This is a genomic window from Salegentibacter maritimus, from assembly GCF_016236975.1.
Classification (GTDB): Bacteria; Bacteroidota; Bacteroidia; order Flavobacteriales; family Flavobacteriaceae; genus Salegentibacter; species Salegentibacter maritimus.
In genome coordinates, this window is sequence record NZ_JAEHNY010000017.1 from 16404 (window position 1) to 30688 (window position 14285).

A 14285-nucleotide genomic window follows, 5' to 3' on the forward strand; every position below is an offset into this window, starting at 1 on the left:
CGAAAATTATTGTTATAGAATCACAAATTTTTGGAAAAAATGCAACTTAACAATAGTTTTTAACGCATTATAACACTTGGTGTTAGCAAGTCTTTAACGTAAATATTGTCCGCTTAATTTAAATTTCTTTTCTCAATAAAGAAGCGTTTTAATAAAGTAGAAGCTTCTGTTGCGAGAATGCCTGATTTTACCTGGGTTTTAGGATGAAGTTTTACGCCGTTTTTGCGATAACCGCGTTGCTTGTCTTCTGCAGCGAAAATAAGTTTTGAAATCTGACTCCAATACAAAGCACCCGCACACATTTGGCAGGGTTCCAAACTAACATACATACTGCAATCTTTTAGATATTTTCCACCAAGAAAACTAGCGGCAGCTGTTATGGCTTGCATTTCGGCATGGGCAGTAACATCGTTAAGGGTTTCGGTTAGATTGTGACCGCGTGCAATAATTTTATTGTTGATAACTACAACAACGCCCACAGGAATCTCGCCTTTTTCAAAAGCTTTTTCAGCTTCCTCCAGGGCTTTTCGCATAAAATATTCGTCGTTGTAGGGTTGTAACATCTTACTTTTATATTTCTTTGGAAAGATAAAATTATAAAATTAGCTTCTGAAGAAAACCTTATGAGAAATATATTTTCAAAGCTTAACTTTGCTTACTATGAATACCAATATTTTAGAAGATATATTTACTCCCGAAGACTTAAGGCAACTTCCGGCAGAAAGACTGCAGGAAGTTTCAGCTGCGCTTCGCAAGTTTATTATAGACATTGTAGCCACAAAAGAAGGGCATCTTGGCGCCAGCCTTGGGGTGGTAGAATTAACTATTGCGCTACATTATGCCTTTAATACCCCTAAAGATCTTTTAGTTTGGGATGTAGGTCACCAGGCTTATGGTCATAAAATTTTAACGGGTAGACGCCTGCAATTTCATACAAACAGAAGGCTTAATGGCATTAGTGGATTTCCAAAGCGGGAAGAAAGTGAGTACGATACTTTTGGGGTAGGGCATTCCTCAACCGCAATTTCTGCAGCGCTTGGGATGGCAATTGCTTCCAATTTAAAAGGAGACTTAGATAAACACCATATAGCGGTAGTGGGAGATGCTTCTATTGCAAGTGGGATGGCTTTTGAAGGATTAAATCATGCCGGAGTGACCAAAGCCAATTTATTGGTTATTCTTAATGATAATGCTATTGGTATAGATCCCAGTGTGGGAGCTTTAAAGCAATATTTAACCAAAGCAAGGGTAGGCTATAAGCCAGAGCAAAGCAATATTATAGAAGCTTTAAATTTTAAATACTTCGGGCCCGTAGATGGGCATGACATTGGTGGATTATTAGAAGTTTTTGAACAAATGAAGCAAATTAGAGGGCCAAAATTTCTTCATGTAATTACCACTAAAGGTAAAGGTTTAAAGAGAGCAGAAGAAGACCAGGTAAAGTATCACGCCCCGGGAAAATTTAAGCCCGAGACCGGAGAGCTTTTAACTTACGATACGGCCGGACTGCCGCTAAAATACCAGGATGTTTTTGGTCTTACTCTAGTGGAATTAGCCAAGAAAAATGAGAAAATTATAGGAATTACCCCTGCAATGCCCACGGGAAGCTCCCTTAAATTTATGATGCAGGCTTTTCCCGAAAGGGCTTTCGATGTTGGTATAGCCGAACAGCATGCAGTAACACTTTCTGCAGGAATGGCTACCCAGGACTTCGTGGTTTTTTGTGCTATTTATTCAACTTTCCTGCAACGCGCCTACGATCAGGTAATTCACGATGTAGCATTGCAAAAACTGCCTGTTATTTTTTGCCTGGATAGGGCAGGACTGGTTGGAGAAGATGGTGCTACCCATCACGGTGTTTTTGATATTGCTTATTTAAGATGTATACCAAATCTTATTATTGCTACCCCTAGCAATGAAACAGAACTTAGAAATTTGCTTTATACCGCTCAACTTGGTATAGAGTTACCTTTAGCCATAAGATATCCTCGTGGAAGAGGGATTCAAAAAGTTTGGGAGACTCCTTTTGAAGAGGTAGCAATTGGGAAAGCAAATTGTTTGCAGGAAGGTGATGACCTTGTTGTTTTGAGTATTGGGAATATGGTTTATAATGCCAATAAGGCGATAGAAAAGATAGAAAACAAAAGCATTGGTCATTACGATATGCGTTTTGTAAAACCTTTAGACGAAGAAGTACTGCATACTATATTTAAAAAGTATAAATATGTTGTTACGATAGAAGATGGGGTAGTGACGGGTGGCTTTGGTTCTGCAGTGACAGAATTTGCCGCAAAACACGATTATAAAGCTAAAATTAGAAGTTTAGGTGTGCCAGATGAGTTTATCCAACAAGGAAAAATAAAGGAGTTACAAGAAATTGCAAAAATTAACGTTGAATATATTGAGGAAGTGATAGTCTCTCTTCTTCAAAATCTTTAATTTTGCAATTCCGAAAAAATCTAAATTAACTAATGAAAATCAAAGTCTTATGTCTCCTGGCTTGCTTAATACATCTAAATTCAACCGCAAAAAATCTAAATTCCGATAATTATCCTCATTATTATAAGGATACGGTAAAACCTTCAGATTCTATTAAAGTAGAGCCGCCCGAGAAAAAGGTGGACTCTGTGGTTGTTACATTTTGGACACAGAAAAATGAAGTTGGGGTTAACCTTAGCGAAGTGGCCTTTGTAAATTGGAATGCCGGTGGAAATAATTCAGTCTCGGCCCTTGTTTATGGTAACCTGGAGAGAAATTATAAAAAAGATGATCTTTATTGGCGCAATAAGATTGTGACACGTTATGGTATCAACTCTCAGGAAGGCCAGAAGCTTAGGAAAACCGAGGATGAACTGCGTTTAACTTCCTCTTTTGGATATAGAAGGGATTCTACCTCCAACTGGTTTTATTCAGCAAAACTCAATTTTAATACACAATTTACCAATGGATATAAGTACCCCGATACTAATAGCCCTATCTCGAAGTTTATGGCACCCGGTTATTTCTTTTTAGGTATTGGTACCGAATATTCTGATCCTATAGAAGACTTTAAAGTATATATTTCACCACTTACACAAAAATCAACTTTTGTTTTAGACCAAAGATTGGCAAACGAAGGTATGTTTGGTGTTACCGGCGCAGTTCGCGATACACTTGGTAATATTGTGGAAGAAGGAGAGAAAGTACGAACAGAAATAGGGTTTCTTGTTACCAGTGATTTTTCAAAACAAATCTTTGAGAATGTTGAGTTAGATAGTCAGTTAAGCTTGTATTCAGATTATCTGAATAAATTCGGAAATATTGATGTGGAATGGCAACTAAGAGTAGATTTAAAAGTAAACGATTTTATAAAAGCCAATGTGGGCTCCCACTTGCGATATGATGATGATGTGAAGTTTAAAGAAGATACCAACGGGGATGGTAAACTGGAAACTACCGGTCCCAGGGTGCAATTTAAGCAAATGTTAGGTGTAGGGCTCGTCTATGAATTTTAAAAATGCCGGCTGTCTAAGCCGGCATTTTTGTTAAAGATGGTAGCCGGTAAGCATAATTGTTTAACTTTTTTTAAGGTCCTATAGTTTTATGCCTTTATATTTTTCAAAAGAAGCCACGGTAAAGCCATCGGTTAATGAAGCGGTATGAGAACAAATTTCCAGCAAACGTTTATAAACAGACGAGTTTTCCTGTAAGCCAGATAAGTTTGGTACAGATTTTAAAACCAGTTTATTAAAATTGGAATTATGCTGATCTTCTTCTGGAAGCAAGGCTTCGGTATAGGTGTCTAACAGGTGTGATAGCATTTTATAGCCTGCAATCTCTTTGTTGATTACTTCTTCGCTTTGGTAAATTTTTTCAATACTAATTTTAATAATATCGTCTATTTGGGCTTCATATTTGCTCTTGTCCAGTAAGCTCTGATGAAAATTTCCGGCAAGAATGGCATCTTCGTTTTCCAGGAAAATTTCTACTGCCTCTGTAATAAGTCTATTAATGGCTAGTGCCCTTAAATAGCTAAGCCTATCGGCAGTATTGGTAAGGCTATTGTATTTGTTGGTGTTTATATTGTCTTTAACTAGTTTTATAAGATATTCAAGTGCATAATCTTCATCTATAAGGCCAAGGTTAATGCCGTCTTCAAAATCGATAATAGTATAACATATATCATCTGCTGCTTCCACTAAAAACGCAAGGGGATGTCTATAATAACTTATATCGTTATCTTTTCCTGTTTTTAAAAGGCCAAGCTCTACGGCTACTTCTTCAAAGATTTCCTTTTCGGTTTGAAAAAAGCCAAATTTTTTGTCGGCTATATTAGATGTGGGTTTGTGTGGCAGAGATTCTTTTGGGTATTTGATAAAAGCACCTAAAGTGGCATAAGATAGCCGAAGGCCACCATAGATTCCGGGTTTGTTTTGGGTTAGTATTTTAAAGCCATTGGCATTCCCTTCAAACTTAACCAGGTCCTGATATTCTTTGTTAGAGAGTTTAGTTTTAAAGCGTTTTCCGTTTCCGTGGCTAAAATACTCTCCAATTGCTTTTTCTCCCGAATGTCCAAAAGGCGGGTTTCCAATATCGTGAGCAAGAGCAGCCGCAGCTACAATGGCACCAAAATCGTTCATTTTATAAGCGTGTATGTTAGCCAGGTGTGGATGTTTTTCCAGGATTTTCTGGCCTGCCAGCCTACCTAAAGAACGTCCTACTACTGATACTTCTAAACTATGTGTTAGCCGGGTATGTACAAAATCGGTTTTAGAAAGAGGTATTACCTGGGTTTTGTCCTGTAGACTTCTAAAAGCCGAAGAGAAAATAATACGATCGTAATCTACTTCAAAGCCCAGTCGGGTTTCGTTTTGCTCTTTCCTTAGCCTTTTATTCGTGTCTCCAAAACGTTTTAGCGAGAGGAGTTGCTCCCAGTTCATCATAATTTTATCCTTAGTTAAAAGCTGAGTTTGAATTTAGTCCCAAAAATAGAAAAAGCCATAAGATTACAAGCTAGTTCCTAATGAATTGCTGAAAGTAAATTTTAAAGAAAGACGTATGCGGTTTAGAGAGTAGTAGTTTCAGCAGCAGCTTTGCTTAAAAAAGCTGAAACAGTACCACATTGGGGAATATGGTACTGGTTTCAGTTTTACTCGATCTTCGAGATTTAAAAGTTTCTGTTTTAACCAAAACTAAAATATATAATACCGTTTTCGTTAGTTATGTATAATTTTCTTAATCTGTTTTCTTTCTAAGATTATTATAATCTTTGTTTTTTTCTAAGTTCTTTGAAAGGTCTTGTGCTCTTTTTTTCAAAAGTTTTTCGTTGCTAAATGCCTTTTCGTTTAAACTTTTATTCACCATTAAATCTGTAAAAAGCCTATTGCTTTCATAATCCAGGTATTCGTCTAAAGCTTTTGTGGTAAGGCCAATTAAATTTAACGGAAGAAAGTTATAAATAACTTCTTTTTCTATAGCCACAGCTTCCTCAATTATTTGCTGAACTTTTTCATCTGAAATATCTTCTAATAGATGATCTTTAAATAGGAGCGTTGCAAAATCGCGGTGAATAGCTTTATCGCGATATATCACCTCATAGGTGTAACCTAAGCCATGCATTGATCCACAGTTTTTAATCCAAAAAAGGGCTGCAAAGCAACTATAGTTAAAAATACTTTTCACGGTAGCCAGTGCAACCAGTTTTTCGGCAAAAGACGAGCTGTTGGTCCATTTTTTAATCCATTTTTCTCTTGCCAGAGTAGCTGGAAATGCTTCAATTTCTTTAAAAACCAGGTCTTGTTCTGCTGCGCTTAAAAATGTGTTTAAAAAGATACCGTAAGATTCAGTATGTGTATTTTCCATTACTGTTTGAAAGTCCAGGAAAGACTTTACTTCCGGCAACTCTATATTTTTATTAAGACTAGCTATAATTTTTCCATTTAGTTTATGTTCTGAATGAAGAATTAGGCCAATTACCTTATGGAGGAGCGAACGTTTTTCTTCGCTTAGGTCTTTCCAATCCTCCAAATCCTGATTGATATCTATCTTATCTGCGGTCCAAAAATTAGCCTCAATAGCCTTGTAAGCATCCCAAATATCGTTATGTTTTACAGGAAATATTATAAACCTGTCTTTATTGTCTCGAAGCCTGGGGTTCTGTTTATCCATAAAAACGATATTGTTAATGTATAGATGATAATTATTTAATAAATATCGATAATTATTAACAATATCTTATTGGTTTATTATTTAATGTTTCCACAAAGTTTTCAACATAAAAGTTTTATAATTAGGGTGTTACGTCTATGTTTTTTGCATTTTATCGATAATTTTGAAACTTATGAAGAATACATTCCTTTTATATACTGATAAAATCTCCCACCACCGTCAAAGGGTATAATACCCCGAGGCTTACCTCGAGGTAGTTTGCTGAAAGGCCTGGATTTAATGCTCTAAGATGGCTACCAATTGAAAAGTCATTTAATTTCTGTTCAAAGCATGTCCAAATAGCTCCCGGAGTAGATAAAGATGTAACCTGGTGTATGCAGGACTCTTTTTCTATATTAAAAACTCTCTTAGTCTTTATCCTTGCTTTTTAAAAAGTATTTGAAATTTTCGTAAAACAAAATCTATGGGACTTTTCCCCTTTTCTAATTCCTTAATTTTATTTCAATAAATTATTTAGATTAAATATTAGCCCTGGAAGGGAAGTGAGGATATATTGGTTATATATTGGCAAACCACTTCTCGAATTGCTGACCAAAAAATGGTACGGCTTTGGTTTTATGGTTAATTGCATTAATAAGCCCCATTATCCATAAATACAATAGGAAAATAGAACCCAGAAAGCTTAATATCCATCCTAAAATTGGAATCATACCTATAATAAAAAGTCCGAGGCTAATTAATATCAATCCCAGAGATTGCTTTATATGAAAAGCAGCAAATTCATCTTTTTTCTCGTTGTTTAAAACAAAAGCTACTACCAGGCCAATTACGGTTAAATAAGCAATGATAGCTATGGTTTTAGGATCGAATGTACTTTTAGATTCGTTGGTGTGCGTGTTTGAATTTTCCATGATATATATTAGTTAGGTGAGCCTAATGCGGCATAATCTTTTTTATTTATTGAAAAGGATTTTTTCTCCAAACCGGTACAACGCATATTGGCATTGCGATTAGAATTATTTTTATCTATCATTTGCATCTCCATCATCAAAGCATCGCCTTCTTCCAGCCAATCTGCATTCCAGCCTTTCGGAATATTACTTTTTTCATCACTATACATATTGGCGAAAGTTATAGGTGCCTCGCGTGTAATATAGAATGTAAATTTATGTTCTTCGGTTTCGGCTTCATAGCCCTGGCACTCATATCCCATGATATTTTTAGTTCCAATTTTTTTAAGCTCTGTGTCCTTATAAGGGTTGGAATCTTCCTGGGTATTGTTAAGGTCGCTTATTTTGGTGGCGGTAATAAAGTTATTTTCACCGGAAGAAAAATACATAATACTAAGTTGTTTGGTCATATCCATCACCATAAACATGTTTTCTACCTGGGGCATTCGTATACCAAAATATGGAGCATCTTCTTTTAAAAAGTACGTCATGTCCATGTTCCCTTCTTTGGTCTCCAAATGTAATTGGTATTCCCAATTAAAATTATAAGCTTCCGGCACTTCGCTAATATCTACTCTATTTGCCCCCATGGGAATTGGGCTGTTTTTAAGTTGGGTGTCCCACATTTTATCTAGAGACTTATTAGCTTCGCGCGCAGCTTTGTTCGATATGTTTTCGGTTACCGCATGTTCCACTTTTTTTTCGACTTTTTCTTTTAATTTTTTGAGAAATTGAGCCTCCATCGTGGAAATACAGAATAGGAGTGCAAACCCCATTAAGATTGGTTTTTTCATAATGTTTGAGTTTTAAGATTATCAAATAGGCTGTAAGCCTAAAAATTAAACTATGGGGCAGAATTAATTAAAAATGTAGGGGATTGTTTAAATACCGATGTAAGGGTTAAATCGGTATTATAGGGTATGAAAATTGAAGATTAAATATACAAATTAATTTAGAATATTAAAAAATATAATTCTGAAAGTCAGTTGTTTGAATTTGGTTGGGGTGAATTATAAATCTTTTGCAGCTTCTTCTAATTGGTTATACCAATCTTCACCAAATTTCCTTATAAGCGCGTCTTTGGTAAATTTATAAACAGGTACCTGAAGTTCGGCTCCAAGGCTGCAGGCATCATCGCAAATTTGCCATTTGTGGTAATTTACTGCTGAAAACTCTGAATATTCCTGAATTCTTATTGGATATAGATGGCAGGAAATAGGTTTTTTAAAGTCTATTTCACCCTGGTTGTAAGCTTCTTCAATAGCACAAAGCGCTGTACCTTTCTCATCGAAAGTTACATAGGCGCAATCGGCACCATTTATTAAAGGTGTTTCAATTTCATCAAGATCTGTGGTTATATAGGTGCCCTGTTCCTCTATGGCATCTATTCCCTTTTGGCGTAAGTATGGCTTTACTTTTGGGTATATTTCATCGAGAATTTCCCGCTCTTGAGGGGTTACCGGAGCCCCAGCATCGCCATCTACACAACAGGCTCCTTTACAGGCTGAAAGGTTACAAACAAAATCTTTGGTCAAGATTTCTTCCGAAACTATGGTTTTTCCTATTTGAAACATTTGGCAAATATAGCTCTATCGGTATTTTTACTGAAAAAAAACAGGCTTAATTTTAATAAAATTTTTACCTGCTAATTCCTTGATACTGTGTTTTTAAAAATTACATTTGCGCAATATTTTTTAAAATGGTAGTTATGTGGGAATTACTAGATGTAAAACAGATTTTTACAGCCGGAATGATTCTTTTTGCGGTAATTGATATTATTGGAAATATCCCAATTATTATAGACCTGCGTAAAAAAGTTGGGCATATTCAAAGTGAAAAGGCTTCGGTTGTTGCAGGTATTATCATGATTGTGTTCTTATTTGTAGGGAAAGAGATTTTAAACCTTATTGGTATAGATGTAAATTCGTTTGCCGTGGCCGGCGCATTTATCCTATTTTTTCTAGCCCTTGAAATGATTTTGGGAATAACGCTTTATAAGGACGATGAGCCGGAAACAGCTTCTATTGTTCCGTTGGCATTCCCACTAATTGCGGGTGCGGGTACGCTTACTACCTTGGTATCGCTACAAGCAGAATATGAAGCGATAAATATTATTGTCGCTATCCTAATCAATATTATCTTTGTATATATGGTGCTAAAATCCTCTAATAGAATAGAGCGGGTTTTAGGAAGCCAGGGGATTAGTGTTATAAGAAAAGTATTTGGTGTAATTTTGCTGGCTATTGCTGTAAAATTATTTGCCACTAACATTCAGAGTTTATTTACATGAAGTTATTTATTTATACCGTAATTTTTTTAGCTGTAGTTATTATGGGCTACAGTACAACCGCGTTAGATTTTGACGATCTCTTAAAGGGAGATAGTGGAACAGCTGTACTTGTGATAGTAGGAAGTCTTTGTCTTATTGTGCTTATGGGCATTTTGTTGACCTCAAGGAGTATTGCTGAAAAGCATAATTCGTAAGATGAAATTTGACACTATTATTATAGGCGGTGGAGCTGCAGGAATGTCTTGCGCGCTAATTTTGGGTTCAGCTATCCATAAAGGTGTAGTTCCGGGTAGGCAAGTGGGAATAGTTATGCATCAAAAAGCCTCTCATCTAAACTCGGCTATGCTGAATAATGCTTTGGGTGTGGTTCCAGGAACTACGGGGAAGCAAATTATGGAAGAAGGCCTTGTTCATTTAAAGGAGCAATATCCCGATATTGAACAAATAGAGGGAGAAAAAGTTAAGGAAATTGTTACTTTAGACAAGGGTTTTAGGGTAGTTACCAATAAAAATAACTATCAAACTGAAATTGTAGTTGTAGCCACCGGTTATACCAGCCCGTTTAGAATTCAAGGATTGGAAAGCGAAGTGATACCGCATCAAAAAGCAAAGGTGTCCAAAAATCGTATTCAGCTTAAAAATAAAGATCATTTGGTAAAACCGGGTATTTATGTAGCAGGTAGCCTTGCCGGTTGGAGAAGTCAATTTGCTATAGCCTGCGGAAGTGGCGCAAGTGTAGCAACAGATATTTTAAGTTTATGGACGGGAGAGCAAACTAAGGTACACGATAAAATACTATAACATATAATATCCTGTAAACATAAGTGGTATAGAAAAAAGCATTAAAATTAGACACGTGTGGTGTACTCTTCTGTAGAGCAGGGCCAGTTTTAATTTATTTTTAAATTCTTTATCGTCTGTAATTTGTATTTGACTTTTAATACAACTTATTGAAACATTAGAGGAGTTAACGAGAATTTCTTTCTGTAAAAATAGCAAAGCGCTGTTATCTAATAACCTAAAGCTTACCGCTATAATGAAGAAAAATAGCGGCGATATTGTAAAGAAAATTATAAGATTCTCATTAATTGCAATCACAACTGCAATCTATTGATTTTTTTTCGATAATTCAAGCACTTTTTTTATTCCTGGGTCATTTTTGTTGATTAATTTTTCAAAAGCATTGGTGCCGTATAATTGCTGGGCAATTACAGCTTGTAAATATTGTTTTACCAGGCTTTTTTGATTCTGTACATCAAGTCTAATATTTGCATTGTTTACAAAATCAATGAAATCCTGTACCATCTTATCTGAGATAATTACTTCACTCTCAAAATTCTTTCGTTGCACATTGTTATAAAAACTTCTATTTTTCTCCAGTACATTAAAGATAAACCTACTCATATACCCACCTTGCAGAAGAAGCTTAATGTTATTCTTTTCGTTATCGCTATCTAGCGGAATAAAAATATCGGGAATAATTCCACCCCCTCCATACACTACTTTACCTTTAGGGGTTTCATACCTAAGGGAATCGTCTACATTTATACTATCGGCGCTGTTGAGTTCGCCATTCTTGTAACGGCGCATATAATCCTTAAAGTAACTTTCGTTTCCGTTATTGTAAGGTTTTTGGATAGAGCGGCCTGTTGGAGTATAGTAACGTGCAATGGTTAACCTAACTGCGCTACCGTCTCCTAATTCCATTTCACGTTGTACAAGGCCTTTCCCATAAGACCTACGACCTATAATAGTGCCACGATCGTTGTCTTGTAAAGCGCCGGCTACAACCTCACTGGCAGAGGCTGAACTTTCATTAATAAGTACATACAAATCTCCATTCTCCAGAAGTCCTTTTTGTCTTGAAAAAGTTTCTTCAATTGCACCATTTTTGTTTTTTGTATACAGTATAAGCTTTTCGTCTTCCAGGAATTCATCTACAATTTTAATAGCTTCAGAAAGATAACCTCCGGGGTTGTCTCTAAGGTCTAAGGCAATTTTATTAGCTCCTTTTTTCTTAAGGTCCCTTAATGCATCTTTAAATTCTTTATAAGTAGTTTCAGAAAATCTATTTATTTTAATATAGCCCAGCTCAGGCGATAGCATATAGGCCGCGTCTACACTTTTTAATGGAACCCTTCCTCTTTTAACTTTAAAGGTTAGTAGATCTTTAATTCCTTTTCTTTTAATTTTAAGGGTTACCTGAGAATTTTCTTCACCTTTTAGGTGTTTAGTTAGTGAATCGTTACTAATGTTTTTATTGAAGAGTGGTGTGCCGTTGGCATAAAGGATGCGATCTCCACCACGTATACCTATTTTTTCGCTAGGTCCGCCTTCCAGGGCCTGAATTACCACAACCGTATCGTTTACATTATAAAAGCTAACACCAATTCCTACAAAATCCCCTTGCATATTTTCTATGACCCCTGCATATTCTTCTTTAGGTATGTATACCGAATGTGGATCTAGATTTTCAAGAATTCTATTCACTGTGAGATCAACTATACTGTCGGTATTCACATCATCTACATATTCATAGTCTATGTAGTCTATAAGTCGGTTGAGCTTTTGCTTTTTTGGGTTGGAAGAGAAAAGTGCGTCAGAAGAAGAGAAATCCAGTTTGGCGCCCAGCAATACGCCTAGAGCGCAGGCTGAAGCAAGAAAAATAGGAATCAATATTTTTTGCCTGGTATTCAATCTTCTAAATCATTTATTTGTTCAAGGCTTACCCCGGCTTTTCTTAAAAATTCCAGGCCTGAGTTATCTTTATAGTCTACATGATAAACCAGTCTGGTAATACCCGCTTGATGGATTAATTTACTGCATTCTTTACAGGGTGACATTGTAATATATAATGTAGCGCCATTACAAGATTGAGTAGAGTTTGCAACTTTTAAAATAGCATTGGCCTCAGCGTGGAGTACATACCATTTGGTGTAGCCTTCATCATCTTCGCAATAATTTTCAAAACCGGTAGGGGTGCCGTTAAAACCGTCAGAAATTATCATTCTATCTTTTACAATAACTGCGCCAACCTGTTTTCTTTTACATTGCGATAATTTACTCCATTCGCGAGCAATTCTCAAGTAGGCTTTATCGTATTTTAATTGTTTTCTTTTATTCATTATTAATATTTTCCGGCTTTTTAAGGTGCCATTTCGCTTTTGTTAGAGCGTTCTAATTTAAAAAATAGCCTGAAAATTCTTTTGAAGTATAGGCAAAATAATACCGATAACTATTGCCGAACTTATTAATACCCAGTCTCTTTTAGATACCGAAAAGATGTTTTGGGCAATAAAACCAAGAATCATAACAGCAATTACAACTATAACCTGGGCTGTTTCTATTCCGAGGGCAAACTCTAGAAGTGGTAAAAATTTATTTTCAATATTGGCAGAAGCCATTTTGAAATAGCTGGAAAAACCAAGACCATGGATTAAGCCAAAGAAAATGGTAGTAAAATATAGAGGATTATGGTTTTTGTTACGATCTTTTTTGCTGGCAGTTACTAAATTGTATAAAGCTGTAAGAATTATAGTCACCGGAATTAGGAGTTCTACCCAGGCAGCGTCTACTTTAACAATACCGTAAACCGATAAAAATAATGCAAGAGTATGACCCAGCGTGAACAGGGTTACCAACCAAAGAATTCGTTTCCAACTGCTAAAGGTGTAGGCTGTAACCAAAACAATTAAAAACAGAATATGATCGTAAGCCTGCCAGTCTAGAACGTGTTCTAAACCCAATCTAAAATACAGCCAAAATTGAGACATATCTAATTATTTAGAAAGACCCGAAAGTACAACTTATTCAGAAATTCGCAAAAGCTTTAGACAGGCCTAATTAAAGCCATTTCTAGCTTTCTTTTTACCTTCAAAAGCTTGCCGTAAATATTAGATTTTAAAAGTATTTGCTCCTTTATTGGCACCGCCAAATGGTGTAATATCCCGAGGTAGTTTACTCTATTTTCTGTACTTCTTTAAATTATCTGGTAATCGGTCTCCTTTTATATTATGTCTAATTTTTTACCTAAAAACTCAAACATTAACGTTGGTTTAAAGAATGTTTAGTGGATTTTTGGTTAATATTGCCTGTTATATTGATTTTGAAATTTACTCAGTTATCGGGTTTTAGTGCCCCAAGCCTTGCTTTTACATCTAAGTGTTTCCACCTAAGAATATGCAGGCTTGTCGTGTGTTTATTGGCGCCGCCAAAGGGTATAACTCCGAGATAGTTTATATGTATAATAAAATTATTGTAAGCTATTTTTTAACCATTTTAAAAAACTGTAGCAAGAGCGTATTTGTTGTTAAAAGAAAAGATTATGAAGAAAAACTTTATGAATATGCAGTCTCTGGATATTTACCTTTCCTCTCTTAGTTTGGAGGAATCCAGGGCAATAGAAAATGAGATAAGGGCTTCTGAAATTAAATTGATGCCGCTAAGAAGTTGGGATATTTATAATGATTATTACTCGAGGCAGTTAGTAATTATAAGGCAACAGAATAGTATTAATAGTTTTAAAGAATTGGCGGAGAAGTTTGAATGGACGAACGATTTAGATGCTATTTTTAAGGGAAAATCTTTTGATGCCTTAGTGGTAACCAATAAAAAGGCTAAGATCGAATGGGTGAGTGAAGGATTTACTGAAATGACGGGATATAGCAGTACATATGCAATTAATAGAACTCCACATTTTTTACAGGGAGAAGAAACCGATCCGGCTGCTTTAGAGAGAATAAGATATAAGTTAGCTAAGGATGAACCTTTTACTGAGGTTTTGGTTAATTATAAGAAGGATAAAAGCACTTATAAATGCGAGATTAATGTTATTCCTTTAAAAACTCAAAACACAACCCATTATTTGGCCCTGGAAAGGAAGGCAGGTTAGTATGGTG

15 protein-coding genes are annotated in these 14285 nt (G+C 35.8%); 6 read left to right on the forward strand and 9 right to left on the reverse strand.

Annotated features, from left to right (window positions below; translation table 11 throughout):
• Nucleotides 1–113 precede the first annotated feature (113 nt).
• Nucleotides 114–563 carry a nucleoside deaminase gene (locus I6U50_RS15165; RefSeq protein ID WP_193711991.1) on the reverse strand — a complete coding sequence of 150 codons (450 nt, stop codon included), beginning with the start codon at nt 561–563 and terminating at the stop codon, nt 114–116.
• Nucleotides 564–660: 97 nt separating this feature from the next.
• Between I6U50_RS15165 and dxs the strand changes: the two genes are divergently transcribed.
• Together dxs and I6U50_RS15175 are read left to right on the forward strand one after the other, a co-directional pair.
• Complete coding sequence (gene dxs, locus I6U50_RS15170) at nt 661–2439, forward strand: 1-deoxy-D-xylulose-5-phosphate synthase (protein ID WP_198639471.1); 1779 nt, start codon at nt 661–663, stop codon at nt 2437–2439.
• A 32-nt stretch (nt 2440–2471) separates the two neighbouring features.
• On the forward strand, nt 2472–3494 hold the full coding sequence (locus I6U50_RS15175; protein WP_198639472.1) for a DUF3078 domain-containing protein: 1023 nt from the start codon (nt 2472–2474) through the stop codon (nt 3492–3494).
• A 78-nt stretch (nt 3495–3572) separates the two neighbouring features.
• Here I6U50_RS15175 and I6U50_RS15180 read toward each other — a convergent pair whose 3' ends face one another.
• From I6U50_RS15180 to I6U50_RS15200, 5 genes are all read right to left on the reverse strand, one after another.
• Nucleotides 3573–4919 carry a deoxyguanosinetriphosphate triphosphohydrolase gene (locus tag I6U50_RS15180; RefSeq protein WP_198639499.1) on the reverse strand — a complete coding sequence of 449 codons (1347 nt, stop codon included), beginning with the start codon at nt 4917–4919 and terminating at the stop codon, nt 3573–3575.
• A gap of 295 nt (nt 4920–5214) precedes the next feature.
• Nucleotides 5215–6147, reverse strand: coding sequence for a ribonucleotide-diphosphate reductase subunit beta (locus tag I6U50_RS15185; RefSeq protein ID WP_198639473.1), 933 nt, complete (start codon nt 6145–6147; stop codon nt 5215–5217).
• A 557-nt stretch (nt 6148–6704) separates the two neighbouring features.
• Nucleotides 6705–7058: a DUF4870 domain-containing protein gene (locus tag I6U50_RS15190; protein WP_198639474.1), complete on the reverse strand. Its 354-nt coding sequence runs from the start codon at nt 7056–7058 to the stop codon at nt 6705–6707.
• A gap of 8 nt (nt 7059–7066) precedes the next feature.
• Entirely contained in the window at nt 7067–7891 is an 825-nt protein-coding gene (locus I6U50_RS15195) for a DUF4412 domain-containing protein (protein WP_198639475.1), read from the reverse strand.
• A gap of 216 nt (nt 7892–8107) precedes the next feature.
• Nucleotides 8108–8671, reverse strand: coding sequence for a DUF3109 family protein (locus I6U50_RS15200; RefSeq protein ID WP_193711997.1), 564 nt, complete (start codon nt 8669–8671; stop codon nt 8108–8110).
• A 134-nt stretch (nt 8672–8805) separates the two neighbouring features.
• On the opposite strand from I6U50_RS15200, the gene I6U50_RS15205 reads away from it, so the two are divergent.
• From I6U50_RS15205 to I6U50_RS15215, 3 genes are read left to right on the forward strand one after another with little or no spacing between them, the layout of a single operon-like run.
• Nucleotides 8806–9387 carry a MarC family protein gene (locus I6U50_RS15205; protein ID WP_193711998.1) on the forward strand — a complete coding sequence of 194 codons (582 nt, stop codon included), beginning with the start codon at nt 8806–8808 and terminating at the stop codon, nt 9385–9387.
• Nucleotides 9384–9581, forward strand: coding sequence for a hypothetical protein (locus I6U50_RS15210; protein ID WP_193711999.1), 198 nt, complete (start codon nt 9384–9386; stop codon nt 9579–9581). The genes I6U50_RS15205 and I6U50_RS15210 overlap by 4 nt, the downstream gene beginning before the upstream one ends.
• Before the next feature lies 1 nt (nt 9582).
• A complete protein-coding gene (locus I6U50_RS15215; protein ID WP_198639476.1) occupies nt 9583–10188 on the forward strand; it encodes an FAD-dependent oxidoreductase in 606 nt (201 codons plus the stop codon).
• Between the two features lie 306 nt (nt 10189–10494).
• Here the strand turns inward: I6U50_RS15215 and I6U50_RS15220 are convergent, their stop codons facing one another.
• From I6U50_RS15220 to I6U50_RS15230, 3 genes are read right to left on the reverse strand one after another with little or no spacing between them, the layout of a single operon-like run.
• Nucleotides 10495–12084: a S41 family peptidase gene (locus tag I6U50_RS15220; RefSeq protein ID WP_198639477.1), complete on the reverse strand. Its 1590-nt coding sequence runs from the start codon at nt 12082–12084 to the stop codon at nt 10495–10497.
• Nucleotides 12081–12512 (reverse strand): deoxycytidylate deaminase, encoded by a 432-nt coding sequence (locus I6U50_RS15225; protein ID WP_198639478.1) that lies wholly within the window; start codon nt 12510–12512, stop codon nt 12081–12083. The genes I6U50_RS15220 and I6U50_RS15225 overlap by 4 nt, the downstream gene beginning before the upstream one ends.
• A 57-nt stretch (nt 12513–12569) precedes the next feature.
• On the reverse strand, nt 12570–13160 hold the full coding sequence (locus tag I6U50_RS15230) for a HupE/UreJ family protein (protein ID WP_193712003.1): 591 nt from the start codon (nt 13158–13160) through the stop codon (nt 12570–12572).
• A 551-nt stretch (nt 13161–13711) separates the two neighbouring features.
• Between I6U50_RS15230 and I6U50_RS15235 the strand changes: the two genes are divergently transcribed.
• Nucleotides 13712–14278 carry a PAS domain-containing protein gene (locus I6U50_RS15235; protein ID WP_198629140.1) on the forward strand — a complete coding sequence of 189 codons (567 nt, stop codon included), beginning with the start codon at nt 13712–13714 and terminating at the stop codon, nt 14276–14278.
• Nucleotides 14279–14285 lie beyond the last annotated feature (7 nt).